The sequence below is a fragment of the Citrobacter werkmanii genome, from assembly GCF_008693645.1.
Classification (GTDB): domain Bacteria; phylum Pseudomonadota; class Gammaproteobacteria; order Enterobacterales; family Enterobacteriaceae; genus Citrobacter; species Citrobacter werkmanii.
On sequence record NZ_CP044101.1, the window covers coordinates 4,587,517 to 4,614,408 of the forward strand.

General features: G+C 52.7%; 24 protein-coding genes. 8 read left to right on the forward strand and 16 right to left on the reverse strand.

Features of this window, described 5'->3' with window-relative positions; all coding sequences use genetic code 11:
* Positions 1–286: 286 nt before the first annotated feature.
* The 3 genes from rpsI to zapE all read right to left on the reverse strand — a co-directional run bounded on the left by rpsI (position 287) and on the right by zapE (position 2,466).
* Complete coding sequence (gene rpsI / locus FOB24_RS22560; protein WP_000829815.1) at positions 287–679, reverse strand: 30S ribosomal protein S9; 393 nt, start codon at positions 677–679, stop codon at positions 287–289.
* A gap of 15 nt (positions 680–694) precedes the next feature.
* Complete coding sequence (gene rplM, locus FOB24_RS22565; RefSeq protein ID WP_003025141.1) at positions 695–1,123, reverse strand: 50S ribosomal protein L13; 429 nt, start codon at positions 1,121–1,123, stop codon at positions 695–697.
* Positions 1,124–1,338: 215 nt separating this feature from the next.
* Positions 1,339–2,466, reverse strand: a complete 1,128-nt coding sequence (gene zapE, locus FOB24_RS22570) for a cell division protein ZapE (RefSeq protein WP_038634326.1) — start codon at positions 2,464–2,466, stop codon at positions 1,339–1,341.
* A gap of 192 nt (positions 2,467–2,658) precedes the next feature.
* Between zapE and zapG the strand changes: the two genes are divergently transcribed.
* The 3 genes from zapG to degS all read left to right on the forward strand — a co-directional run bounded on the left by zapG (position 2,659) and on the right by degS (position 5,750).
* Positions 2,659–3,057, forward strand: coding sequence for a Z-ring associated protein ZapG (gene zapG / locus FOB24_RS22575; protein ID WP_003025147.1), 399 nt, complete (start codon positions 2,659–2,661; stop codon positions 3,055–3,057).
* A 168-nt stretch (positions 3,058–3,225) separates the two neighbouring features.
* Positions 3,226–4,593 (forward strand): serine endoprotease DegQ, encoded by a 1,368-nt coding sequence (gene degQ, locus FOB24_RS22580; protein ID WP_038634331.1) that lies wholly within the window; start codon positions 3,226–3,228, stop codon positions 4,591–4,593.
* An 89-nt stretch (positions 4,594–4,682) separates the two neighbouring features.
* Positions 4,683–5,750, forward strand: a complete 1,068-nt coding sequence (degS, locus tag FOB24_RS22585) for an outer membrane-stress sensor serine endopeptidase DegS (RefSeq protein ID WP_038634334.1) — start codon at positions 4,683–4,685, stop codon at positions 5,748–5,750.
* A gap of 146 nt (positions 5,751–5,896) precedes the next feature.
* Here degS and mdh read toward each other — a convergent pair whose 3' ends face one another.
* Positions 5,897–6,832: a malate dehydrogenase gene (gene mdh / locus FOB24_RS22590; protein ID WP_038634337.1), complete on the reverse strand. Its 936-nt coding sequence runs from the start codon at positions 6,830–6,832 to the stop codon at positions 5,897–5,899.
* A 436-nt stretch (positions 6,833–7,268) separates the two neighbouring features.
* Between mdh and argR the strand changes: the two genes are divergently transcribed.
* A complete protein-coding gene (argR, locus tag FOB24_RS22600; protein WP_003025162.1) occupies positions 7,269–7,739 on the forward strand; it encodes a transcriptional regulator ArgR in 471 nt (156 codons plus the stop codon).
* A gap of 375 nt (positions 7,740–8,114) precedes the next feature.
* Positions 8,115–8,381, forward strand: coding sequence for a peroxide/acid stress response protein YhcN (yhcN, locus tag FOB24_RS22605; RefSeq protein ID WP_038634340.1), 267 nt, complete (start codon positions 8,115–8,117; stop codon positions 8,379–8,381).
* A gap of 56 nt (positions 8,382–8,437) precedes the next feature.
* Here yhcN and FOB24_RS22610 read toward each other — a convergent pair whose 3' ends face one another.
* The 4 genes from FOB24_RS22610 to aaeX all read right to left on the reverse strand — a co-directional run bounded on the left by FOB24_RS22610 (position 8,438) and on the right by aaeX (position 11,950).
* Complete coding sequence (locus FOB24_RS22610) at positions 8,438–8,716, reverse strand: barstar family protein (protein WP_038634342.1); 279 nt, start codon at positions 8,714–8,716, stop codon at positions 8,438–8,440.
* 117 nt (positions 8,717–8,833) lie between these two features.
* Positions 8,834–10,801: a p-hydroxybenzoic acid efflux pump subunit AaeB gene (gene aaeB, locus FOB24_RS22615; protein ID WP_038634345.1), complete on the reverse strand. Its 1,968-nt coding sequence runs from the start codon at positions 10,799–10,801 to the stop codon at positions 8,834–8,836.
* Between the two features lie 5 nt (positions 10,802–10,806).
* Entirely contained in the window at positions 10,807–11,739 is a 933-nt protein-coding gene (aaeA, locus tag FOB24_RS22620; protein WP_038634348.1) for a p-hydroxybenzoic acid efflux pump subunit AaeA, read from the reverse strand.
* A 7-nt stretch (positions 11,740–11,746) separates the two neighbouring features.
* Positions 11,747–11,950 carry a p-hydroxybenzoic acid efflux pump operon protein AaeX gene (aaeX, locus tag FOB24_RS22625; protein ID WP_003025177.1) on the reverse strand — a complete coding sequence of 68 codons (204 nt, stop codon included), beginning with the start codon at positions 11,948–11,950 and terminating at the stop codon, positions 11,747–11,749.
* Positions 11,951–12,134: 184 nt separating this feature from the next.
* Between aaeX and aaeR the strand changes: the two genes are divergently transcribed.
* Positions 12,135–13,064 (forward strand): HTH-type transcriptional activator AaeR, encoded by a 930-nt coding sequence (gene aaeR / locus FOB24_RS22630; RefSeq protein WP_038634351.1) that lies wholly within the window; start codon positions 12,135–12,137, stop codon positions 13,062–13,064.
* Between the two features lie 85 nt (positions 13,065–13,149).
* Here aaeR and tldD read toward each other — a convergent pair whose 3' ends face one another.
* From tldD to mreB, 7 genes are all read right to left on the reverse strand, one after another.
* The gene (gene tldD / locus FOB24_RS22635) at positions 13,150–14,595 is read right to left on the reverse strand and encodes a metalloprotease TldD (RefSeq protein WP_038642897.1); all 1,446 of its coding nucleotides are present in this window, start codon (positions 14,593–14,595) and stop codon (positions 13,150–13,152) included.
* Between the two features lie 146 nt (positions 14,596–14,741).
* Positions 14,742–18,542 (reverse strand): AsmA2 domain-containing protein YhdP, encoded by a 3,801-nt coding sequence (gene yhdP, locus FOB24_RS22640; RefSeq protein WP_085048630.1) that lies wholly within the window; start codon positions 18,540–18,542, stop codon positions 14,742–14,744.
* Positions 18,543–18,652: 110 nt separating this feature from the next.
* On the reverse strand, positions 18,653–20,122 hold the full coding sequence (gene rng / locus FOB24_RS22645) for a ribonuclease G (RefSeq protein WP_038634356.1): 1,470 nt from the start codon (positions 20,120–20,122) through the stop codon (positions 18,653–18,655).
* On the reverse strand, positions 20,112–20,705 hold the full coding sequence (locus FOB24_RS22650) for a Maf family protein (RefSeq protein WP_085048629.1): 594 nt from the start codon (positions 20,703–20,705) through the stop codon (positions 20,112–20,114). Before FOB24_RS22650 ends, rng begins: the two co-directional genes overlap by 11 nt.
* Before the next feature lie 8 nt (positions 20,706–20,713).
* Positions 20,714–21,202, reverse strand: coding sequence for a rod shape-determining protein MreD (mreD, locus tag FOB24_RS22655; protein ID WP_085048628.1), 489 nt, complete (start codon positions 21,200–21,202; stop codon positions 20,714–20,716).
* A complete protein-coding gene (mreC, locus tag FOB24_RS22660) occupies positions 21,203–22,225 on the reverse strand; it encodes a rod shape-determining protein MreC (protein ID WP_042311343.1) in 1,023 nt (340 codons plus the stop codon). It abuts the gene before it with no gap.
* 64 nt (positions 22,226–22,289) lie between these two features.
* Positions 22,290–23,333, reverse strand: coding sequence for a rod shape-determining protein MreB (mreB, locus tag FOB24_RS22665; RefSeq protein ID WP_000913396.1), 1,044 nt, complete (start codon positions 23,331–23,333; stop codon positions 22,290–22,292).
* Here mreB and FOB24_RS24345 point away from each other — a divergent pair.
* Entirely contained in the window at positions 23,311–23,631 is a 321-nt protein-coding gene (locus FOB24_RS24345) for a hypothetical protein (protein WP_154050627.1), read from the forward strand. The genes mreB and FOB24_RS24345 overlap by 23 nt on opposite strands.
* An 8-nt stretch (positions 23,632–23,639) precedes the next feature.
* Here the strand turns inward: FOB24_RS24345 and csrD are convergent, their stop codons facing one another.
* Complete coding sequence (csrD, locus tag FOB24_RS22670) at positions 23,640–25,580, reverse strand: RNase E specificity factor CsrD (RefSeq protein WP_085048627.1); 1,941 nt, start codon at positions 25,578–25,580, stop codon at positions 23,640–23,642.
* 225 nt (positions 25,581–25,805) lie between these two features.
* Between csrD and acuI the strand changes: the two genes are divergently transcribed.
* Complete coding sequence (gene acuI / locus FOB24_RS22675; protein WP_085048626.1) at positions 25,806–26,780, forward strand: acrylyl-CoA reductase (NADPH); 975 nt, start codon at positions 25,806–25,808, stop codon at positions 26,778–26,780.
* Positions 26,781–26,892: the final 112 nt, after the last annotated feature.

Below are 26,892 nucleotides of genomic sequence, written 5' to 3' on the forward strand. Positions count from 1 at the left end.
CTGCTACCAGCCACTCAGTGACCAGCCAGAAGTGATGTCACCCAGACTCAGGAAAGCCATTACTGTTTAAAATACAAACAAAAAATGAGCAATACCTGACATTTGGGCAGAAAATTGGATGATAGTTTACCAGATTTTGTGACCTTTGTGGTGAGTCGATTCTTGAAATGGGAAAAAAGAGGTGGCAATCAGCGGATTACCGTGGTTCAAGGGAGAGAAATAGTGATAAAAAAACCCGCCGAAGCGGGTTTTTTCGCAAATTGTTGTCTGCCAAAGCAGAAAGCAATTAACGTTTGGAGAACTGCGGACGACGACGTGCTTTACGCAGACCGACTTTCTTACGTTCAACCTGACGAGCATCACGGGTAACGAAGCCAGCTTTACGCAGTTCGCCACGCAGGGATTCGTCGTACTCCATCAGAGCGCGGGTGATACCGTGACGGATCGCACCAGCCTGACCAGAGATACCACCACCTTTAACAGTGATGTACAGATCCAGTTTCTCAACCATGTCGACCAGTTCCAGCGGCTGACGAACTACCATGCGGGCAGTTTCACGACCGAAGTACTGTTCCAGAGAACGTTGGTTGATTACGATTTTACCGTTGCCCGGTTTGATGAAAACGCGAGCTGCGGAACTTTTGCGGCGACCAGTGCCGTAGTATTGATTTTCAGCCATTGCCTATAATCCCGATTAGATGTCAAGAACTTGCGGTTGCTGTGCCGCGTGGTTGTGCTCGTTGCCAGCGTAAACTTTCAGTTTACGGAACATAGCACGACCCAGAGGGCCTTTTGGCAGCATGCCTTTAACCGCGATTTCAAGCACACGCTCAGGACGACGAGCGATCATCTCTTCAAAGGTCGCTTGCTTGATACCACCGATGTGGCCGGTGTGGTGATAGTACACTTTGTCAGTACGCTTGTTGCCAGTTACAGCAACTTTGTCAGCGTTCAGAACGATGATGTAATCACCGGTATCTACGTGCGGAGTGTATTCCGCTTTGTGCTTACCGCGCAGGCGCAGAGCCAGTTCGGAAGCCAGACGACCCAGAGTCTTACCGGTCGCGTCAACAACATACCAGTCGCGTTTTACGGTTTCTGGTTTAGCTGTAAAAGTTTTCATTAAAAGCTTACCCAAATAAATAAGTTACACGTAGGTGTTCACCCAAACGTTTTAGTCAGTTGAGGTTCACACGACAAAGTCCGGCAAACCTACCCCTTCGAATAGCCTATGCCGGCGAGAAAGTTTTGGGAAAAAACTCTCTTGTAACGTGGGGTCGCAAGATTATAGAGAAGTCAGGGTCAAAGATCGACCCCTTTATGTGATTTGCGGCAGGTTTAACCGGCTAAATGTTCCCGCTTCAGGTACTCCTCGCTTTGCATCTCCTGCAAACGCGACAAACAACGCTGAAATTCAAACTTCAGACGCTCGCCCTGGTAGATCTCATATAAGGGAGATGCCGCACTCACCACCAGCTTGACGTGGCGTTCGTAGAACTCATCCACCAGCGCGATAAAGCGCCGCGCTTCGCTTTCCATCAGCATCGTCATGACCGGCACATCAAACAACAGCACCGTGTGGAACAGACGCGACAGCGCAATATAGTCATGCTGACTGCGAGCATCGACGCAGAGCGTGGTGAATGACACAGCCAGCGTTTGGTTTTCGACGGCCAGCGTCTGCATCGGACGATGGTTAATCTCCAGCGTCGGCGCATGTTCACCTTTGGTTCCCGCTAATGCCAGCCACAGCTTATCCATCTGCTGGCGGGTTTCATCATTCAGTGGCGACAACCACAAATGCGCCTGCGTTAAGGTGCGCAGACGATAATCGACGCCGGCATCGACATTCATGATGTCACAATGCTGCTTGATGGCATCAATGGCAGGAAGAAAACGCGTGCGTTGCAAACCGTTACGATACAGTTCGTCAGGCGGAATATTGGAGGTCGCCACCAGTGTGATGCCTCGGGCAAACAGCGCCTTCATTAAGCCGCCAAGCAGCATGGCGTCGGTGATATCAGAAACAAAAAATTCGTCAAAGCACAGCACGTCCGTTTCGGCCTTAAAGCGGTCGGCAATGATTTCCAGCGGATCGCTATGCCCCTGCAGGGCGGTAAGCTCTTCATGGACGCGCAGCATAAAACGGTGAAAGTGCAAACGCTGTTTACGCCCCCCCGGCAGACTATGGTAGAACAGATCCATCAGCCAGGTCTTTCCACGTCCGACTCCGCCCCACATATACAAACCACGCACCGGCGGGTTGGTCGGCGACTCACGCTTGCCCAGCAATTTGCCAAACCGCGCCATCAGACCACTCTCCTGCGGCGCAGGTCGAGCTGGCGTCGTTAGCGCCTGGAAAATGGTTTCCAGTCGATTCACGGCTTCTTGTTGTACGCTGTCGGGCTGATGAGTGCCCTCTTTAAGGGCTTGCTGGTAACGCGATGTCGGGGAAAGGCTTTGCATGATGTTATTGTTATTCCTTGAGAATCGATGTGCCGTCGCTCACGGTTGACGAAAAAAAGGCCGTTCTACATTACGTGATATAAACACGGGATTCCACTTCTACGGGATTAGCGGTTATAGTGGCATAATCAGGCGCAGGCATGGAGCCTAAAGCCAACACCCTACGGAAACACAAGACAACGGGAGATGTTCATGACCTGGGAATATGCGCTAATTGGGTTAGTCGTCGGTATCATTATTGGTGCTGTAGCCATGCGTTTTGGTAATCGTAAATTACGCCAACAGCAGGCATTGCAGTACGAACTGGAAAAAAATAAAGCTGAGCTGGAAGAGTACCGCGAAGAGCTGGTGAGCCACTTTGCCCGCAGCGCTGAATTGCTGGATAACATGGCGGACGATTATCGTCAGATCTACCAGCATATGGCGAAAAGCTCGAGCAACCTGCTGCCAGGTATGTCGCCGGAAAACAACCCGTTCCGTAATCGTCTGGCAGAGTCCGAAGCTGGCAACGATCAGGCGCCGGTTCAGATGCCGCGTGACTATTCTGAAGGGGCCTCCGGCCTGCTGCGTAGTGGCGCAAAGCGCGACTAAACGCACATCATTAAGAAATTTATTGGGCGCAGTAATTGCGCCCTCCGCTTCTCTTCCCGTCCCAGCTATTATTTAGTCGTTAGCCTCATTGTGACCAAACCGAAAATTCAATAACATCAAACTGTTTTGAATCATCTTCCGTTTACTCAAGGTACGAGAGCAGGATCCATGAAAAAACAAACCCAGCTGTTGAGTGCATTAGCGTTAAGTGTCGGGTTAACTCTCTCGGCGCCATTCCCGGCCGTTGCGTCGATTCCCGGCCAGGTTCCCGGTCAGGCTGCGCTTCCCAGCCTCGCCCCGATGCTGGAAAAAGTGTTGCCTGCCGTGGTGAGCGTTAGGGTCGAAGGCACCGCAGTCCAAGGACAGAAAGTCCCGGAAGAGTTTAAAAAGTTTTTTGGTGATGAGCTTCCCGACCAACCTTCACAACCTTTTGAAGGGCTGGGCTCAGGGGTCATTATTGATGCCGCAAAAGGCTACGTCCTGACCAATAACCACGTCATTAATCAGGCGCAAAAAATCAGCGTTCAGCTTAACGATGGCCGAGAGTTCGAGGCGAAGCTGATCGGCAGTGACGATCAGAGCGATATCGCACTGCTGCAAATTCAACACCCCAGTAACCTGACGCAAATCGCCATTGCCGACTCCGACAAACTCCGCGTGGGTGATTTCGCGGTAGCCGTGGGTAACCCGTTCGGTCTCGGGCAAACCGCCACTTCCGGCATTGTATCGGCGTTGGGTCGCAGCGGTCTGAACCTGGAGGGTCTGGAAAACTTTATTCAGACCGACGCCTCTATCAACCGGGGAAACTCCGGCGGCGCGTTACTTAATCTCAACGGTGAGTTGATTGGCATTAACACCGCGATTCTGGCGCCCGGCGGCGGCAGCATCGGCATTGGTTTTGCGATTCCGAGCAACATGGCGCGCACGCTGGCGCAACAGTTGATGCAGTTTGGCGAAATCAAACGCGGTCTGTTAGGGATTAAAGGTACCGAAATGACCGCCGACATCGCCAAAGCGTTCAATCTGAATGTGCAACGCGGCGCGTTTGTCAGCGAGGTTCTGCCTAACTCAGGTTCTGCCAAGGCGGGGGTGAAATCCGGTGACGTCATTACCAGTCTCAACGATAAACCACTCAGCAGCTTTGCCGAACTGCGTTCACGCATTGCGACAACTGAACCAGGAACCAAGGTCAAACTGGGGCTACTGCGTAACGGTAAACCGCTGGAGGTTGAAGTCACCCTTGATACCAGCACGTCATCGTCCGCCAGCGCAGAAATGATCGCCCCTGCGTTGCAAGGCGCTACGCTCAGCGATGGTCAGTTAAAAGATGGCACCAAAGGCATCAAAATTGATAACGTTGAAAAAAGTAGCCCAGCCGCGCAGGCCGGTCTGCATAAAGATGACGTTATCATTGGCGTTAACCGCGATCGCGTAAACTCGATTGCCGAAATGCGTAAGGTGCTGGAAACGAAGCCGTCGATCATTGCTCTGCAAGTGGTTCGCGGTAACGAGAGTATTTACCTGCTCCTGCGTTAACGCATTAAACCGGACATCCCCTCCCCGTGTGATGTCCGGTAAACTCGTGATATGCTGCTGCCGTTCCCTTTTTTAATGACGCCGCCATCATGTTTGTGAAGCTTTTACGTTCGGTCGCGATTGGTTTAATCGTCGGCGCCATTCTGCTGGCGGCGATGCCCTCTCTGCGCAAAATTAATACTCTTACCACACCGCAGTTCGACAGTGCAGATGAAACGCCCGCCAGCTATAACCCAGCGGTTCGCCGTGCTGCACCTGCCGTCGTTAACGTTTATAACCGCAGTATGAACAGCACTGCGCATAACCAGCTTGAGATCCGTACGCTCGGCTCAGGCGTTATCATGGATCAGCGCGGCTATATCATTACCAATAAGCACGTCATTAATGATGCTGACCAAATCATCGTCGCATTACAGGATGGACGTGTATTTGAAGCGCTGCTCGTGGGCTCTGATACGTTAACCGACCTTGCGGTGCTGAAAATCAATGCGACTGGTGGACTGCCGACCATCCCCATTAATAACAAGCGTGTGCCGCACATTGGCGATGTGGTGCTCGCCATCGGTAACCCGTACAACCTTGGGCAAACCATTACCCAGGGGATCATTAGCGCCACCGGCCGTATTGGGCTGAACCCGACAGGACGCCAAAACTTCCTGCAAACGGATGCCTCCATCAACCACGGTAACTCCGGCGGTGCGCTGGTCAACTCATTGGGTGAACTGATGGGCATTAATACGCTGTCATTTGATAAGAGTAACGACGGCGAAACCCCGGAAGGTATTGGCTTTGCCATTCCGTTTCAGTTGGCAACCAAAATTATGGATAAGCTGATTCGTGACGGGCGCGTGATTCGCGGCTATATCGGCATCAGCGGTCGTGAAATTGCGCCACTGCACGCGCAAGGCAGCGGGATGGATCAAATTCAGGGGATAGTGGTTAACGAAGTGGCTCCGGACGGTCCGGCAGCCCAGGCAGGTATTCAGGTCAACGATCTGATCATTTCGGTCAATAATAAACCGGCAGTATCCGCTCTTGAGACCATGGATCAGGTGGCTGAAATTCGCCCAGGTTCGGTCATCTCCGTGGTCGTGATGCGCGATGACAAACAGCTGACGCTGCAGGTGACGATTCAGGAATACCCGGCCACCAACTAACGTCACGTCCTGGCTGCCTACTTACCATGAAAAACCGGAGCACATTGGCTCCGGTTTTTATTAGGCGATATCGTAGAGAGTTAGCACGTAATGCCTGATAGCGCGCAGCTTTCAGGCCTACAAATACACGCTGGCCTCTCTTCGCGTTACTTAACGAATTCTTCGCCCAGAGTAATATCTTTCTTCAGCGTGTCCAGCATGCCTTCCAGCGCGCTTTGCTCAAACGCGCTCAGCTTACCGATGGACTGACGCTCTTCTACGCCGTTTTTGCCCAGCAGCAACGGCTGAGAGAAGAAGCGAGCATACTGGCCGTCGCCTTCAACGTAAGCACATTCAACCACGCCTTTTTCGCCGCTCAGTGCGCGAACCAGTGACAGGCCGAAACGTGCTGCGGCCTGACCCATAGACAGGGTAGCAGATCCGCCACCGGCTTTAGCTTCCACAACTTCAGTACCCGCGTTCTGGATACGTTTGGTCAGGTCAGCCGCTTCTTGCTCGGTGAAGCTCACGCCAGGAATTTGTGACAGCAATGGCAGAATGGTCACGCCAGAGTGGCCGCCAATAACCGGGACTTCAACGTCGCCAGGCTGTTTGCCTTTCAGTTCCGCAACAAAGGTATTGGAGCGGATAATGTCCAGCGTGGTCACGCCAAACAGTTTGTTCTTATCGTATACGCCTGCTTTTTTCAGCACTTCTGCAGCGATAGCAACGGTCGTGTTTACCGGGTTGGTGATGATACCGATACATGCTTTCGGACAGGTTTTAGCAACCTGCTGCACCAGGTTCTTCACGATACCGGCGTTGACGTTGAACAGGTCGGAACGATCCATACCCGGTTTACGCGCGACGCCCGCAGAGATCAGTACCACATCAGCACCTTCCAGTGCAGGGGTAGCGTCTTCGCCGCTGAAGCCTTTGATTTTCACAGCAGTAGGGATATGGCTCAAATCAACGGCCACACCAGGCGTTACTGGAGCGATGTCATACAGGGAGAGTTCTGAACCTGAAGGCAGTTGGGTTTTTAACAGTAATGCTAGCGCCTGACCGATACCACCAGCAGCGCCGAGGACTGCAACTTTCATCCTAAACTCCTTATTATATTGATAAGCAAAGTGTCTATTGCTCCGCGGCGGCGACCTTAATTCACAAATCCAACGAATACAACAACCACGCGTCAAGAATGCGTAGTCACGCAAATTTGGCTTTTATGCATTTAACTTACGTAAAATAAAACCTAAGTTACGTAATTCAAAACCACCCGCCCAGTAGAGCAACTTTCCAACAGGTGCTGACAATATACCCTACCCACCTCTCAAAACAACATCAATTTGATAACAATTAATTTACTTTTAACCTTATTTGCGAGCCGTGACACAGGCATGTTTCTTGATAACGAAATTTGATAAAATTCCGCTCTTTCATAACATTATTTCAGCCTTTACCAGGGCAGACCGTTTGCATAAAAATTCATCTGTATGCACAATAATGTTGATTCTACCGCCATATTACGGGTGACTTATGCGAAGCTCGGCAAAACAAGAAGAATTAGTGAAGGCGTTTAAAGCGCTACTTAAAGAAGAAAAGTTCAGCTCTCAGGGCGAAATCGTCCTCGCCTTGCAGGATCAGGGCTTTGATAATATCAATCAGTCCAAGGTTTCACGCATGCTGACCAAGTTTGGCGCCGTGCGTACACGCAATGCGAAAATGGAAATGGTGTACTGCCTGCCGGCTGAGTTGGGGGTGCCGACAACCTCCAGCCCGCTGAAAAATTTGGTACTGGATATCGACTACAACGATGCGGTCGTGGTTATTCACACCAGCCCCGGCGCCGCTCAGTTGATTGCCCGTCTGTTGGATTCGTTGGGTAAAGCGGAAGGTATTTTGGGAACGATTGCCGGTGACGATACCATCTTCACCACGCCAGCTAAGGGTTTTACGGTAAAAGATCTGTACGAAGCCATTCTGGAGCTGTTCGAACAAGAACTGTAATACCTCCTTCCCCGTCGTCTCCCGGCGGGGAAAAACCTCTGCTTCCCCCTCTTGGTTCTATTTTCCACTGCCATTCGTTTAACAAATGGTGCGTTTAACCGCTAAAATTCGTTCACATAGTGAATATGAAGGCTGAAAAACGCACATTTTGCAAAATACAGTATCTCATTGATTTTAATTAATTTAATTCTATATGAATGTTAAAAACGCCAGTTTTAATTCCTTTAAGTTATAAAAAATAATCCCCTTAAAACCTAATAACCACAGAAACAATTAGCGTGGTATTAATTTATCGCGTTATTAGTGTATACTTGATTTTGTGATGAGGGTCACGAAACAAGACCCACAATAAAAGAATTCGACGAGGTAAATATCATGAAAATCAAAACTACTGTTGCAACTTTAAGTCTTCTTTCTGTTCTCTCTTTCGGTGCAAGCGCCGCGGTTACTCAGGTGAACTCACAAGAAGCACAGAACCTGCAATCCATGGGTAGCATCTCTGTATCTCAGATCGGTAGTTCACCAATGGATATGCGTCAGGCTATCGCCGCTAAAGCTGAAAAAGCGGGTGCCAGCAGCTATCGCGTCACTGAACTCCGTGAAGGTGCTCACTGGCACGCGACTGCAGAACTGTACAAATAAACCCTCGTCGTCTAAACCGACGACTTGCCCCCGCCTGCCGGGGGCTTTTTTATACCTTACATTGAGTGACGAACATTAAAACGCAACTGCCCTTCCAGCTCTTCTTCCGCTTCATCGAACAGTAATATTAATGCGCCATATCGCCTGCGTAGTTTGTCCGGCAAATGGACAAATTCAATCTCCACCGGCAGCGGCAAGACATCTCCGGTAACGACCTCCCACAGAGAATCTAAATCGACCACTTTTTCCCGGGTCAGACCAAATGCGCGCGTAAATTCGCGGTAGAAATCCCCCTGGTCTTCTATCTCGTCAAAATCAAACGTATAGATGTTCATCTATAGCCACCATCCCGACGCCAGTCACTCTACGGACCACCAATATGCAGGGCCTCCCGCATTTCAGGTAAGTATAGCCATAAAAAAACCGACGCTTCTGGCATCGGTTTTTTGTGCTTAATTGCTGGTCAGCGCGTGCTGGTATTTGTGTAGCATTCCACTGAGTCGTTTTACCGGCTCGGTCACCTGTGGAGGGGCTTGCCAGATGATTAACTTCTCCTGATAGATCTCAAGCTCTTCCAGCAACTGGCTAAAGTAGCGGCGGCGTTTATCGTCATTTCCTGCTGAAATCACATGATCGGCGGTGCGACGCAGCTGGCGATGGAAGGCAGATAAATCCTCATTTACCGGTACCGGCGCATCGCGCAAACGCTGATGCGCGATAATCATCGTCAGCGCCAGGCGAAACTTCGCCAGGTCGCCGGGGAATTTGTTCATCAGTAAAAACAACTGCTGATAAAGCGCCGGAAGGTGGTTTTCTTTACGACGAACCACGTTGGTAGTCATTGCAGAAACCGCCGCGGAGACAAACTGGTTGAGTAACACGCGACCAGTTCTGTCCCGCGAGTTATCGCGCACCAGCAGAATGACGATAAACGCCAGCACACAACCAACAATCTGCCCCAGCGCACTGTCAAGAAACTGGCTAAAGTGGAAGGTCATCGGGTTATCCAGCACGATGATATTAATGGTGCTGGCCAGCGCGCCCATCGATCCCAGCCGTCGTTTCTGCACCTCGATTCCCAGAAAGAAACCCAGCACGGCCAGGCTCAGACACAACAACAGCATACTTTGCTGCGTATTGGGGATAATCACCAGAAAATAGAGCGCCCCAAGTGGTAATGCCGCCAACGTACCGTAGATAAAATCTATCGCCACCATCCGAGGGTTAGGCAGGCGCATTGCCAGCGAGGTGACAACCGCAATCATAACCATCGCGCCGCTGCCGGATGTCCAGCCAGTCCACAGCCAGAATAAGGTGCCCAGCACACAGGAGAGCGTGGTACGCCAGAAGTTGACCATCGCATGGTGACGCTCGGCGGACTCCACTTTCACTACCGGCTCGCCTTGCAGGATCTCTTCTTCCGTCGCGCTAATTTTTGTATTACTCACCACACCGCGTTTCAGTAGCAAGTAGCGCGTCGCCGCACCTGCCCAGCTATAAATCGTTACCGGTGTTTCACGTTCGCCAGTCCAGACAATAACCCGACGCATCCGCTTCAACTGTTTATGGACATCCTGCACCGTTTCAACCGGCGTATCGAACAACTCGCGGAAGGTGTCGGTGATAAGTTCCGGGCGGGTATTTTGAATAAGGTAAGTTTCACAGGACTGAGTAATGAGCGTGAGCGACAGCGTGTTTAATGCTTTGAGTCTGCGATTAGCACGCACCCAACGTGAAGACTCCATATTGAGGTTGCTGCGCATGCCCTCCAGCGCCGCCGTTCGACGGACTAAATCGCCCCAGGCTTTGTCCACTTCTTCACTGTCGCCATGCTTTATACACAACTGCATAAGCTGATACTGCGCCACCAGCAGGCTGTCCAGTTCGACATCAATTTCCTGTTTCACCGAGCGGGGCGAAAAGAGCAGATCGGCAACAATGGCGCAGACAATCCCCATCACAATCTCGCTGCAACGCTCAAGTGCAAATTGCGGCGTCAACAACGGTTCAGCCTGGATAGTAATGACGATGATCAGCGCCGTATAACCCGAAAGTCCCCAGGCATAGGAATTCTCGATCTTCACCAGCGACGAGATCCAGGTACAAAAACCGGCCCAGATACAACACACCAGGATCATCAACAACGGAGCGCGGATCATGCTGATAATAATGATCAGGGCGGCAATACAGCCAATAAATGTGCCGACGATACGCAGCATCCCGCGGTAGCGGATGGCGCCTGAATAGGGTTCCCCACCGGCGGCAAAAGCCGGGCCTGCTGCCACAATTGCTGCGGTTAACACCGCCCAACGCGGAGTCTCAAGCTGAAAGTGAAAACCAACGAACAGCGCCAGGACAATTGCGCACGCCAGTTTTACCGCGAAGCGGATATGCTGGTTAGCAATGGAAAAAATACCCATCGCAATTAACCGAACTCGCGCAGGCGGTGCGCCATTTTACGGAAGAAGGATTCCTGACTGGCATCGCGATCCTGCTTACCGGTGATAACAACGGTAGCCGTCGTCCCGGCTGGCCACAGGGTTCCCTGCTGCTCATCAAGACGAATGCGCACCGGTACACGCTGTGCCAGACGGACCCATTCAAGATTGGAATCAATGGTCGCCATACCTTTTGCGTCTCGCGTGCTGCTGGCATTCGTTACGCCAGCCGCCACGCTATCAACGGTACCCTTCAACACATTATTGCTACCAAGCGGGGTAATTTCAGCGCGATATCCAGGGCGTACGCCTTCCAGCTTGGTTTCTTCCATATACGCCAGGACATAGAACGAGTGCTGTTTTACCAGCGCTACCGCCGTGGAGCCTCGGGTAATAAATTCGCCGCTGTAAACATTCAGGTTAGTCACCCAACCATCCGCTGGCGCACGAATAACGGTACGTTCAAGATCCAATTTTGCCAAATCGCGGGTCGCTTGCGCCTTCGCCAACTGGTGTAATACGGTTTGCAGTACGTTGTTAGACTGATCAATCTCTTCACGAGACATGGCCTGCACGCCCAGACGGTTACGACGACCGGCTTCCTGACGTTTTTCCTGCGCCAGAACCTGGTAATAAGAGACGTCGGCTTCAGCCTGTTCGAGGGCTTTTTTATAGCGCGGCTGGTCGATGGTAAACAGCACCTGATCCTTTTTCACCAGTTGGTTATCATGGACGTTAACGTTGGAAATAAGACCCGCAACGTCCGGCGCAATGGCGACGACATCAGCGCTGAAACGCGCATCACGCGTCCACGGCGACTCGGTGTAGAACACCCATGCGCGAAAAATAGCAATGAAGGCCAGAATGACCAGTACGAGAGTCATGGCCGTACGGGAGAGTTTTTTTGTTAGTGTTTTCACTTCAACCTCAAACGAACAGGCGCGTTATTAAATAGAACAGGCAGCAATACAGCGCGGTGTTAAACAGAGCCGGATGCCAGACAAAATCATAGATGCCAGTTGGAACCAGCACCCGGCGCACCAGCCAGAAAATCGCCAGTGACAAAAGCAATTCGAAAAAAATCGGTGGGAAGGACAGACCAAACACCACGATAACGGGAAACAGACTCATGTTGACCTTGGTAGCTTAAGAGAGTGCAGGTGATAGATTTTCTAGCGTATGTCACCGCAGAAAAGGGCAAGGAAGAGCCAGGCGAGAGCGACATAGCCGTTATTTGAATAATAATATATTAACGTAACTGTTATGCTGTTATCTATATTATGTGATCTAAATCACTTTTAAGCCAGAGTGAATAATGGAACGATTAAAACGTATGTCGGTGTTCGCCAAAGTTGTCGAACTGGGCTCCTTCACCGCCGCCGCAAGACAGCTGCAAATGAGCGTTTCATCGATAAGCCAGACGGTCTCTAAACTGGAAGATGAACTACAGGTCAAGCTGCTAAACCGCAGTACGCGCAGCATTGGGCTAACCGAAGCCGGTAAAATTTATTATCAGGGCTGCCGTCGAATGCTGCACGAAGCGCAGGATGTGCATGAGCAGCTGTATGCCTTTAATAACACTCCTATCGGCACATTGCGTATTGGCTGTTCTTCAACCATGGCACAAAATGTCCTCGCCGGGCTGACGGCGAAAATGCTGAAAGAGTACCCCGGCCTGACGGTAAATCTGGTCACCGGCATCCCGGCACCGGATTTAATTGCTGATGGCCTGGACGTGGTCATCCGCGTCGGCGCGTTACAAGACTCCAGCCTGTTTTCACGTCGTCTGGGAGCCATGCCGATGGTGGTCTGCGCCGCTAAAAGTTATCTCGCCCAGTTTGGCGTTCCGGAAAAACCTGCCGATCTCAGCAATCACTCATGGCTGGAATATAGCGTGCGCCCGGATAACGAATTCGAGCTTATCGCCCCGGAGGGGATCTCTACCCGCCTGATTCCAGAAGGGCGCTTCGTCACTAACGATCCGATGACGCTGGTGCGCTGGCTGGCCGCAGGCGCGGGTATTGCCTATGTACCATTGATGTGGGTGATCAATGAGATCAATCGCGGCGAAGTGGAGATCCTGCTTCCCCGCTACCAGTCGGATCCGCGTCCGGTCTATGCGCTGTACACCGAAAAAGACAAACTGCCGCTTAAGGTTCAGGTAGTGATTAACTATCTGACGGATTATTTTGTCGATGTGGCGCAGCTGTTTCAGGGAATGTATGGTCGAGGGAAAGAGAAATAAAAGAGTCCAGGCCGGATAAGGCGTTGACGCCGCATCCGGCAAGATGCCCGATGGCACTGACGCTTATCGGGCCTGGATCATGATGCTATGCGGTGCCGCCGACCGTCAAATTATCGACCTTCAGCGTCGGCTGGCCCACGCCCACCGGCAGGCTTTGCCCTTCTTTACCGCAAACGCCTACGCCGTTATCCAGTTTCAGATCATTACCCACCATCGAAATTTGCTGCATCGCTTCGATACCGGAGCCAATCAGCGTCGCGCCTTTCACGGGTTTGGTCACTTTACCGTTTTCAATCAGATACGCTTCGGACGTTGAGAACACAAATTTCCCGGAGGTGATATCCACCTGACCACCGCCGAAGTTCGGCGCATAAATGCCGTATTCGACGGATTCAATGATTTCCTGCGGCGTGGATTTGCCCGGCAGCATATAGGTGTTGGTCATCCGCGGCATCGGCAGGTGCGCGTAAGATTCACGGCGTCCGTTACCCGTTGGCGCCACACCCATCAGGCGCGCATTCAGTTTGTCCTGCATGTAGCCTTTCAGAATACCGTTTTCGATCAGCACGTTGTACTGGCCCGGTGTACCTTCGTCATCAATAGCCACGGATCCACGACGGTCCGCCATTGTGCCATCATCCACTACGGTACACAGTTCTGACGCGACCAGTTCACCCATATGACCGCTAAATACCGAGGTACCACGGCGGTTAAAGTCGCCTTCCAGACCATGACCGACCGCTTCGTGCAGCAGAACGCCAGGCCAGCCAGCGCCGAGTACCACCGGTAACGTACCTGCCGGCGCGGCTACTGCGGACAGATTGACCAGCGCCATGCGCACAGCCTCTTTCGCCCACGCGTCGGCACGAACGTCACCATCGAGATCGCCAAGGAAATAGTCATAGCCAAAGCGACCGCCGCCACCGCTCGCGCCGCGCTCACGTTTACCGTCTTCTTCGACCTGTACGCTGACGGACAAACGCACCAGTGGACGGACATCCGCGGCCAGCGTACCGTCGGTCGCCGCCACCAGAATCAGCTCATAAACACCGGTCAAGCTGGCGGTCACTTCCTGAACGCGCTTGTCAGCAGCACGCGCAACGCGGTCAACGCGACGCAGAATATCCAGTTTCTCTTCGCGGCTCATGCTTTGTAACGGATCGACCGAAGTGTAAAGCGCCTGATGCTCTACCGCACCCAGCGTTTTTACTTTGCCGTCACCACTGTCGCGCACAATAGTCCGGGCAGCATGCGCACTTTGCTCCAGCGCCAACAGGCTAATCTGGTCTGCATAAGCAAACCCCGTTTTTTCGCCGCTGATGGCGCGTACGCCAACACCCTGATCGATATTGTAAGAACCATCTTTAATGATGCGATCTTCTAAAACCCAGGATTCGTGATAGCTCGACTGAAAATAGAGATCGCCGTAATCGAGACGGCGTTCGGCCAGTTGGCCCAGAATGGCAAACAGATCCTGATGTTTCAGGCCATTCGCCGCTAGCAATTGTTCACTTACCAGGTTCAGACTCATCGTTTTGTTACTCATTTAATTCTGCCGGATGGCGGCAAAAACGCCTTATCCGGCCTACGTTGTTAGGCTACTGTAGGCCGGATAAGCGCTGCTCCATCCGGCAATACTATGTACTGAGATTGGGGCAATTACTTGCCCCCGTCAAATCATTGCTGGCTTTCTTTGCGCGGCTGACGCAGAACTTCGTTAATCTGCGGCTTATCAACCGGACCGGTGATACGGTAACGCAGAATCGAAACTTTACTCCACAGCGGCCCCAGAACCTTACTGGCGGCAAACACCGCCGCGCCGACAATCGGGTTGACGGCGAACGCGGCGGCAACCCCAACGGTGGCAGAAATTTCAGGCGCGACAACCGCTTCCATATCCAGTTCGCGGCGTACCAGATTCACCGAGCCTTTCATCGCGATGTCAGCTTCCAGACCGTCCACCAGCGTGTCGTCGGTATGCATCACACCATCCTTAATCCACGCCGTGCTGCGAATGGAGTCGAAATAGAAGCCTTCACTGAAGGTATCGCTAAAATCAAAGCGCAGTTTACGTAGCAACGCGTCAAAGCTTAACAGGCGTAACAGTTGCCCCGCATGTCCGGTACTAAGTTCGGTAAGCTCACCTTTGCCCAACCGGGTGCGCAAAATCCCATTCAGCGACGCTTCATCCGGATCCCACGGTGGATTACGCCAGTGCAGGTCGTACTCCACATTGAACGAAGAGTTACGAATCGGCGTCGATACGCCAAAGAAACCGGCGGCAGAGTCAATTTTTTTGCCGTTCAGTTTTCCCTTCAGTGACGTACGCTCTTTACCCGGCACATTCACCCATTCACCATCGGCAGTCAGTCTGGCAAAGCCGGTATCCAACAGACCGTTGCTCAACGAGAGCGTATCGCCTTTGATCGCCACATCGGCATCAATACGTCCATATTTCTGTCCCCACAGCCAACACTCTGCACAGCGGAGTTGAACATCCGGCCAGCCACGGAAGCTGACGTTATTGATGGTAGAGAAAGGCGACGCTGGCGCTGTGCCGGGAGAAGGCTTTGCGGCGCTCGGGTTGTAATAGAGGTATTTAATGTTCGCCAGCCACGGGGCGTTATTGCGCATAGCCAGCGTGGCGTTGATCTCACGCCCCTGCGCCTGCACGCTGGAACCGTTGCCCGAAGGCTCAGACACAATACTTAAATTGTTCCACTGCTGCCCCCCCAGGGATAACGATGGCGTACGTACCGTGATGCGTTGCGGGAAGTTGGCGTTCGAGCCAACGTTATCCGCAGCGCCTTTCTGGAACAAGGCCAGCCATTGCGCGCCGTCCATAGGGGGAAGATTGAGCTCAATGCCTTGCTGATCGGGTAACGCGGGCACGGTGCGGCTTTCCGACGTCCAGATAGCGCGGTCAAGGGTCAGCTTCTGATTCAGCAGCCAGTGGCTGTTGAAGTGATTCTTGCTCCCTGCGTTGCCGGTGAGATCAAAGCTGCGCAGATTGCCGTTGGCCTTCACGTTTACCGGCAGCGCCTCACCGGCCGCCTTATTCAGTGGAGCAGGTAAGTGACTACTTACATTCTTCAGGTCACTCTTTAACGCAATGTCGTAGGTCGCCCCGGCATGATACGGAAGATTGATATCCACCTTGCCATTCCACGCCATACTGCCGCTTAACGCATCGTTCACCTGCGTCGGCAAAATCCCCATACGGTTTGGCTGCCAGTCGCCTTGCAGATTCACCGCCACCTGATAGGCTTTGGCCCCTTCGGTAGTGGAAAAATCGACGTTCAGCGGCTGATTAAACCAGTTTGCCGTCATCGGCTCACTCTGCAGATCGCCGTTCACAAAGCTGAATTTACCGGTCAAATTCTTCAACGTGCTGTCGAGCGGTTTAATAAACAGACTGTTATTACGCAGATTGACATCACCTTTGGCCGTAACCAGCGAGCCATCCAACGGGATATCGAGATGTAAGCGAGCATTCACATCGCCATCAATCTGCAACTGCTCAAGCGTGGCGCCAAGAGAATCTTTTAGCGGCGTATCATCAAAATAAGGTCCAACCGCTTTGCCCGGCCCGTTGATGTCGGCATCAATCAGCAGTTTTTCTTTTGCATAGTCGGGAATATTGGCCGTCAGATTGCTGGCTTTTACGCCGCCTAAATTAACGCCATCCGTTTTCATCCACAGACCGTCGTTAATGAAGTTCAGTTCAATATTGAGGTCAGTCAACGCAGGCCAGTCGGGCTGAAAGGCGAATTTAGCATTGCGTAACGGCACCAGGACCTGAAACTGCCCTTCATTATGCAGATATGGGAACAAATGCGGGTTACCGCCATACACCAACGTGGCATTATCCGCTTCGCCGCCCTGAATCGCGCCGCTGAGGTAGTCAACCAGCTCTTTGCCCATCAGATTTTCCGGGAAGTAGCGCCAGGCCTGAGAGCCGTCATCAGTACTGATCCCCGCCAGAATGCCTAACCATGGCTCGTCACCGGTCGGTTGCAGATAGCGAAAACCACCGCGCGCATGTACCGCTTTCGCTTTGACATCAATGTTGCGCCCATCTAACTGAAAACCTTTATCATTCTTCAGCCAGCTTAGCGTCGCCACGCCGTTTTCTATTTCCAATGGTGCGCGGAAGACGCTCTCATACGGCATGCGGGCTTGCTTGATGGAGGCGGTAAGCGCACCATTTTCCACGCTGCCCGAAAGCGTACCGGAGAAATGCTCCGCCCCCGGTAACAACTTCCACTGTTTCCAGGCCAGATTGGTCCACGAGGACTGGAAACGGGTCTTTTCTGTTGCCTGTAATGGGATATCCAGCGCCAGCACATCAATTTTGCCGCTTGGCTGCGTGGCGCGCCAAATATCCCCCAGCGCTGGCGATAACTTAGCCGCCATCGGGCGCAGCCCTTCTAATCCAGCCAGCTCCAGATTGCTGGCGCGAATGCGTAGCTCGTCACTGCGCTTGTTATTCTCACCACCGACTTCCTGCTCAGGGATCCAGGCCAGCGTTAACGCCCCGCTTGGCCAGGGTTTATCATCCATGGTGATACGGGTATCGGGAATAGAGAATTGCCAGCCCGGCTGTTCGCGGCTAATGTGCGCCGTCAGGTTATCCACGGAGAGCGTATGCGTGCGGTTGTTACCCAGCCAGCTGGCGCCGCCTTTCTTCAGCCAGACATCGCCTCCGGAAACGACGCCTTTATTGATCGTCATCCATGCTTCCAGGCTAAAACGCGCGGTTTGCAACGCGACATTATCCTGCATCCATTTGCCCAGCCACGGTTTGACGTCAATGTCGTCTGCCTGCAGCCAGACCCGACCATTATTCAACAGCCCATTGTCGTCGCGCAGATCCATGCGCACCTGCATAACGCCATGTTGACCGGTCAGACTGGAGAGACTGACCTGCCCCTCAGCGCGATGCCGGTTTTTACCGTTCAGCCAGGTAAGCTGTGGGATCGCCAGTTCAGCGCGCTGGCCTGAGAGGGTTAAAAAGCTGATTTGACTGTCGCGGAGATCGAAATGATCGAACTGACGCAGGAAGAGATCGCTGAGGTGACCCGCTTCAATTCCATCACCGCTTTCACTACTCTGGATAGGGGTATTGGTGCGCAACTGCAATTGCCAGAAGGTGAGATCGCGAAACTGCCAGCGCATGTGCAGTAAACTTTGCCAGACATCCAGCGCTAACGTGACGCGTTTTACCGAAAACTCACCGCCGTCTTTGAGCTGAGCGTGGATATCACGCGCTTCAAGCGTAGGGCCGAAATTTTGCCAGTTGGCGGATAGCTGGCTGGCGGTAACGGGCAGGCCAGTCGCGGATTCAATCTTACCGAGAATGGCCGGACGCCAGCTATCAAGATGAGGTAGCGCAAGGCGCAGTCCACTGACCATCAGCGCTGCAATGACAACGAATGCGGCTCCAGTGAGCAGTAATATCCCCGGCAATCGCCTCACGCGCCTCTCCTTGTCTGCAAAAAAATGTGACTCACACCCCTTGAGTGTATATTGCCGGATGGCGGCGCTTGCGCCTTATCCGGCCTACATGCGCTGGTGCTACTACTCAATTACATCATTACGACGTCGAACTGCTCCTGGTTATAGAGCGGTTCAACCTGGACTTTGACCTGTTTACCCACAAAGATTTCGACTTCCGCCAGCGCATGCGACTCTTCGCCTTTCAGGGTTTCTGCCACTGCCGGAGATGCATAAACCAGGAAGCGATCGGAGTCGTATGCATGGTGTACGCGGACAATTTCGCGCATGATTTCATAGCATACGGTTTCCACCGTTTTCACGGTACCGCGTCCATGACAGGTAGGGCACTCATTGCACAGCACATGCTCCACGCTTTCACGCGTGCGCTTACGCGTCATCTCCACCAGGCCCAGCTGTGAAAAACCGTTAATGCTGGTTTTTACGCGGTCCTTGCTCAGAGCCTGCTCCAGAGAGTGCAACACCCGGCGCCGATGATCTTCATTATTCATGTCGATAAAATCGATAATGATAATGCCGCCCAGGTTACGCAGACGCAGCTGACGCGCAATGGCCTGCGTTGCTTCAATATTAGTATTAAAAATAGTGTCGTCGAGATTACGATGTCCAACAAACGCGCCGGTATTGATATCCACGGTGGTCATCGCTTCGGTTTGATCGATGATCAAATAGCCGCCGGATTTCAGCTCAACCTTGCGTTCCAGCGCGCGCTGGATTTCATTCTCAACGTCAAAGAGATCGAAAATAGGCTGACGTCCGCTGTAATGCTCCAGCTTGCTGGTCATCTCGGGAATGTACTCCGCCGTAAATTCCAGCAACGCCTCATAGGTCAGGCGAGAGTCGACGCGGATCCGATCAAGCTGGGCATCGGCAAAATCACGCAAAACGCGCTGCGCCAGCGCAAGTTCGCCATACATCTGGTAGCGCGTTTGCGGACGTTTTTTGCGCTCCATGACTTTCGTCCAGACGCGCTTCAGGTAGGCAGCATCCGAGGCCAGATCCTCTTCGCATACGCCTTCCGCCGCTGTACGAATAATAAATCCGCCCTGCTCATCACAGTAATCGGCTACCACTTTTTTCAGACGTTCGCGTTCGCTTTCGCTTTCGATACGTTGGGAAACGCCAACGTGCGACGCGCCCGGCATAAAAACAAGATAACGGGAAGGCAGCGTAATGTCCGTCGTCAGACGAGCGCCCTTAGTACCCAGCGGATCTTTTACCACCTGCACCATCAAATCCTGGCCCTGGCGAACCAGTTCAGAAATGTCGCGCACGGTGAACTGTTTTTGTTCTTCACCGGCCACGCATTCGGTGTGTGGCATGATGTCTGAAGCGTGAAGAAATGCGGCTTTATCCAGTCCAATATCTACAAAAGCCGCCTGCATACCCGGAAGTACACGACTTACACGACCTTTGTAGATATTGCCTACGATTCCACGTCGCGCCTCACGTTCAATATGAATTTCCTGCAGAATACCGCCATCAATGTAAGCCACCCGTGTTTCCGATGGCGTTACGTTTACCAACAATTCAGCCGTCATGTTTATCCCTTTGCTCACGCAGTGCGTTAAAATTGGTCAGCAACTCATACGTTTCTACCAGCGGTAAGCCGACTACGGCGTGATAGCTGCCATTTATCTTCCTGACAAAACAGCCACCCAACCCTTGAATACCGTATGCACCTGCTTTATCCATTGGTTCACCGCTGGCAACATAACCCGCGATGTCCTCATCGGTGAGTGCTCTGAATGTCACTTCCGTCACCACCAGACAGTCCAGACTGTGCTGGCGATCGGCCAATGCCACGGCGGTCATGACCTGATGCGTGTTGCCCGACAGCTTACGCAGCATTGCGGCGGCATGGGCGGCGTCGTGCGGTTTTTCCAGCACTTCGCCGTTAAGAATAACAATGGTATCCGCACCCAATACCGGCAAATCGCGCTGCGCCAACGCAACGCCAGCCTGCGCTTTTTCGCGCGCCAGACGAGAAACGTACTGCTGCGCGCTTTCCTGCGGGTGCCGCTGTTCTTCAATCCCAGGAACCAGCCGTTCAAACGTGATACCAAGTTGAGCGAGCAGTTCCTGACGACGTGGAGAACCTGAAGCAAGATACAGAGTATTCATATCAACCTTTATTGCACCGCAAACTGCTGACGGATTTTACGCATCAGTAAGAATAGCCATGGCCAGAGCACACCATTCACTACACTACTCCAGAACACTTCAGGTCTGAAAGAGACATTGATCACTAAAAACTCGGCCCAGAAAACAATAATATCCACGACCAGTGATAACAACACGACCACCAGCGCCTGTTGCCAGAGCGCGAGGTTGCGGAATAGCTGGAATTTCAGCGCGACCAGATAGGCAATGATACTCATCGACAAGGCCCGCACGCCAAGCGTGGAACCGCTAATGAGATCCAGTATGGCACCCACCACGAACCCTGTGCCCACATTTACGCGATGCGGTAGCGCCAGAATCCAATACAACAAGATGAGCAGCACCCAGTTTGGCCGGAAAACAATAATGTCATCCGGCCAGGGCATAACTTGCAGCAACAGTGCAATAAGGAACGAAAGCCAAATAACCCAACGCCCCTGGCTACGATAGCTTGCCACTTACTGTCCTCCCGGCTTACGCGGAGCAGGTTGTGGCGGCGTGGTGTCCGTAGGCGCGGTAGTGACGCCTGTAGCAGGTGCCGGTACTGGCGCAGGCGGCCCCATGGCATCTGGCGCAGGCAGAACTTGCGGCATCATTTGCATCAAACGTTCATTGGCAACACGGTGTACTTCTTCCGGCGTCATCGGATTGGCGCCATTACGATCGGCTCCCCACAACAGCAGCAGATAGCGCAAACGCTGCAAACCCGCGGTCGGACGAGCCTGAATGACGGTATAAGCACGCTGAGTGTCCAGCTTAACGGAAGAAACAACAGCAACCGGATAACCTTCCGGGAAGCGTCCACCCAAACCGGAAGTCACCAGCACATCGCCAACGCGAATGTCGGTGTTCGCCGGCAGATGTTCGAGCTGAAGATCGTCCGTACAACCGTTGCCCGCAGCAATGACGCGAATATCGTTACGCAGAACCTGGATTGGCAGAGCATGCGTTGCATCGCAAATCAGCAGTACGCGGCTGGTCAGTTTTGCTACCGCAACGACCTGACCCACTACACCTTTGTCGCTGATAACTGGCTGACCTTCGTAGACGCCGTTAACGCTCCCTTTGTCGATCACGACCTGATCGCTGTATGGGTCATTAACCGTTGAGATGACCTGCGTCACCATCTTTTGTTCGTCCTGACGCAATGGCGATCCCAGCAGCTCGCGCAAACGCGCGTTCTCCTGTTTATATTGCCCCAGCATCAGCAGCTCGCTATTTTTCAGCAGCAGTTCCTGACGCAGCGCCCGGTTTTCAAGTTCGAGTTGGTCACGCGAAGCCAGCGTTTGCGACACGCCGTCGAGTAATTCACGAGGACCATTAGAGATAAAGTAGAAAGGACTGACGGCGGTATCCATGTACGTTCGGATTTGACTAAACGTACCCAGGCGGCTGTCGGCAATAATAACGCCGAGCGCCACCAGCACCGCCAGAATAAGGCGAATCTGTAGCGACGGGCCACGGCTAAAAATTGGCTTCATAGTCTATGCGTATTCTCGTATCAGAGCGGTAGGGCAACCCGCGGGCCACCCTACCTGCGTCCGATTACTCTTCGCTGAACAGGTCGCCGCCGTGCATATCGATCATTTCCAGTGCTTTGCCGCCACCGCGCGCCACGCAGGTCAGCGGATCTTCAGCAACAACAACTGGAATACCGGTTTCTTCCATTAACAGACGATCAAGGTTACGCAGCAGCGCACCGCCACCGGTCAGCACCATACCGCGCTCGGAGATGTCTGACGCCAGCTCTGGCGGACACTGTTCCAGAGCAACCATTACCGCGCTCACGATACCGGTCAGCGGTTCCTGCAGCGCTTCCAGAATCTCGTTGGAGTTCAGGGTAAAGCCGCGTGGAACACCTTCTGCCAGGTTACGGCCGCGTACTTCGATCTCGCGGACTTCATCGCCCGGATAAGCGGAACCGATTTCGTGTTTAATACGTTCTGCGGTGGCTTCACCGATCAGAGAACCGTAGTTACGACGAACGTAATTAATGATGGCTTCGTCGAAGCGGTCACCACCAATACGTACGGAAGAAGAGTAAACCACGCCGTTCAGGGAGATAACGGCAACTTCAGTGGTACCACCACCGATATCCACAACCATTGAGCCGGTTGCTTCAGAAACTGGCAGACCCGCACCAATCGCGGCCGCCATCGGCTCTTCGATCAGAAAGACTTCACGGGCGCCTGCGCCCTGAGCGGATTCACGGATCGCACGGCGTTCAACCTGGGTTGCGCCAACCGGTACACACACCAGTACGCGCGGGCTTGGGCGCATGAAGCTATTGCTGTGCACTTGTTTGATAAAGTGCTGGAGCATTTTTTCAGTCACGAAGAAGTCAGCGATAACGCCGTCTTTCATTGGGCGAATTGCAGCGATATTGCCCGGCGTACGACCCAGCATCTGCTTCGCATCATGACCTACTGCAGCCACGCTTTTCGGCGAACCGGCACGATCCTGACGAATGGCCACAACAGAAGGCTCATTCAATACGATGCCTTGTCCTTTTACATAAATAAGGGTATTCGCGGTACCCAGGTCAATGGACAGGTCATTGGAAAACATGCCACGAAATTTTTTCAACATACTAAGGGATAATCCTGAAAGCTGGGGCGGAAAACAAAATCCGCTTACTTTACCAACCACACGCAGCAGCGACAAGGCGCAAAAATCATCTGCTACGGTGAAAATTAGTGCAGTTCGTTTCCTTTGTTACAAAACCGGCCTGAGTCCATCAGGGCTGAAAAAATCAGCAGCATTCCTCGCTTTTGTTTGCAACCTGTCAAAGGTCATTCACCTGCATGTTTGCTGTTACAACCTGGCGAGCAGACAAGCACACCCCCAGAAGGCACAGCGCGCGTTATTCTACGTGAAAACGAATTAAACGGCAGGTTAAACCGAATATCTTTGCGAATATTTTTTCACGTTAGTGTCAAGTGGCTGTGATGCGGCAAAAAAATCCCCTTGCCCACCAGCAACTCCGCGTTCCGTCAGCGTATGCCACTCGCTACGCGAACGAACTCCCGTGGCATAAACCTGCGTTGGCGTGCCTGAACAGGCCTCCGCCAGGCTTTGAACCAACAGTTGGTTTTCGGTTCGCTTATCAATATTCCTCACCAGGCTTGGATGCAGCTTCAATAACTCAACGTTAAGCTCTTTAATCCAGCTGGTGCTCACCAGCGTTAAACCGGCCTGCGTAACGGCGATCCGTACCCCTAGCGCATCCATCAATCGGATGACGGGCTGTAATCGGCTGATATGTTGACAAACATCTGCCTCAGCAAGTTCAATAATTATGCGTTTGCGTAGTGATTTTTCGCACTGCATCAACGTATCACGCAGCCAGCGCTGAAAACGTGGGCGAATTAGCGATTCAACCGTTATCTGCATCGCCAGGCTTTCCTGCGGCCAGTAGCCCAAAAGCAGGATCAGACGACTTAACTGTAAACGGTCATACTCTTCAGCCAGGCCAAACTGCAGCACCATCGGCATATATTCCGCCGAAATAACCTCTTCGCTGCCATCAAAAATACGGCACATCAGTTCCCGGTGGTGTACCCGTCCTTCACGCGTTACCGCAGGTTTTTGATATATTCTCGGCCCGCCCCGGCTGAGCATCTGTTCAATCAGCGTCCGCCAGCGCACGTTGCCCCGGCCTTTTTCCGGCAGGGAGTCATCATAGACCGACCAGCTGTTCCCACCCTGCAGGACCGAATTCCGGGTGGCGGCCTCAGCATGATCCATCACCTGTTCCGTCGACTGACCACTGCGGCAAACGCAAATGCCAATATGAACCATATCGGCACGATCGATCATTTTATTAGTCGGAAGCGCATCGACCGCTTTTAATAATTGCCCGGCGATGCTTTCGGCTTCTTTCAGCGTGCGATGTGGCAACAGGATGGCAAAATCGCTACGGTGGTAGCGCGCCAGCAATGCCCCCGGATAACGCGTCATAAACGTCGACAACAAATTGATTAGCGTTGAAATTTGTTCTTCCGCCAGGGTGATTCCCCAGCTATCTCGCAGCAGAGTAAAGTCCGGCAGACGCACCATCATCACGACGCCATGCGCTCCCACCTTTTCTTGATCTTCCAACAGCGTGGCCAACTGGTTATCAAAAAACAGACGGTTACTCAGCCCGGTTTTTGTATCCTGCGCAACATAGGAACGAATCAGGGTGTCCAGTCGGCTGCGTTGCTCGCGGGCATTTTGAATTTCAGTCAGCAACATATCGAGCGCACTGCTGGTGCGCGCTGGCCATTCATAGACCGTTCCTCGTACATTCGACCCGCGTTCACCGTTCAGAATACGCGTGGAACGAATCTCCAGTAACTCCTGGCCTGAAAGCTGACGCTGAAGCCAGCGTACCGACAAAAAGAGCATCAGAATAATAAACGCAATGGCCAGTGTGAGCGGCGCGGTAGTCAGTAGCGAATGGAAATAGTTGCCCATCGGATCCTGATAAACCAGGCGAACTGACATGCCCGGATGCTTGACCAACGGTACGGTGATGTCGCGGTAGAGGTTGTTCGTTCCTGCCGGACGGTAGCTGCTGGTTCGGGAGTGGTCATACACTATATGCTCCCCTTGCAGCAACTCGATACGCACGATATCAACAGAAACCATCAGTTCATCGATTTGCGGCGTCAGCGAAACGAAATCGCGGGAGACAAGATGTGTATCAATCGCCGTCGCCACCGCCTGCACTCGCGTAGTGAACTTATATTGAATAGCGTTGTAGAAACTCAGCGAGCAGCCAATCAGAGTCACAAAGATCGTTAACCCAGTAAGCAGCGTGACAAAAGCTGAGAATTTCGTCGTTAATCGCATCCTTGTGTTAACTCCGACAGTTATGAAACAGGTGTGAAAGAGATAAAGCGACTCGAAAATGCAAAACTGAACGCAAAATCCGCCAATTTATGCAAACTGTGGGGGCATACTACCAAATCAGGTATATCTGGCAATTTATTGCGCAGAATCGGCATCATGTTTTGATTAGCGAGTATAGTCTTCATTAACAATTTTCCAATCCACTATACGAATTGAGGACAGGTTATGCAGGCTTTGATCTTAGAACAGCAGGACGGAAAAACCCTCGCATCCGTTCAACCCCTCGACGAAAACCAGCTCCCGGAAGGCGATGTAACGGTGGATGTCCACTGGTCGAGCCTGAACTATAAAGACGCCCTGGCTATCACTGGCAAGGGTAAAATCATCCGCAACTTTCCGATGATTCCTGGCATTGACTTCGCCGGTACCGTGCGTGCAAGCGAAGATCCCCGTTTTCATGCGGGTCAGGAAGTCTTACTGACCGGCTGGGGTGTGGGTGAAAACCATTGGGGCGGGCTGGCTGAACGTGCGCGCGTCAAAGGCGACTGGCTGGTAGCGCTGCCGCAAGGGCTGGACGGGCGCAAAGCGATGGTCATCGGCACCGCCGGTTTTACCGCCATGCTGTGCGTTATGGCGCTTGAGGATGCAGGTATTCGCCCGCAAGACGGTGAGATTGTCGTCACCGGCGCCAGCGGCGGCGTGGGCAGCACTGCCGTGGCATTACTGCATAAGCTGGGCTATCAGGTTGTGGCAGTATCAGGGCGCGAAAGCACCCACGACTATCTGAAGAGCCTGGGCGCAAATCGTATTCTCAGCCGCGATGAGTTTGCTGAATCTCGCCCGTTGGAAAAACAACTGTGGGCCGGTGCAATTGATACCGTTGGCGATAAAGTGCTGGCGAAAGTCCTGGCACAGATGAACTACGGTGGCTGCGTGGCCGCCTGCGGCCTGGCGGGCGGCTTCGCGCTGCCGACCACCGTCATGCCATTCATTCTGCGTAATGTACGTTTGCAAGGGGTGGACTCGGTGATGACCCCACCGGCACGTCGCGCAGAAGCCTGGGCGCGTTTGGTTAAGGATCTGCCGGAATCGTTCTATGCTCAGGCCGCCACGGAGATTACGCTAGCGGATGCGCCGAAGTTCGCCGATGCCATCATCAATAACCAGGTGCAAGGTCGTACCCTGGTGAAGGTGAAATAACAGGCATCGGCGCAGAAATTTACACTTAACTAACAAAATTTCGCGGCATATATAGAGACTCCCTGCCATATTAACTACGCATCCCTTGTCTGTCATGACGCGTAAGCCGGGA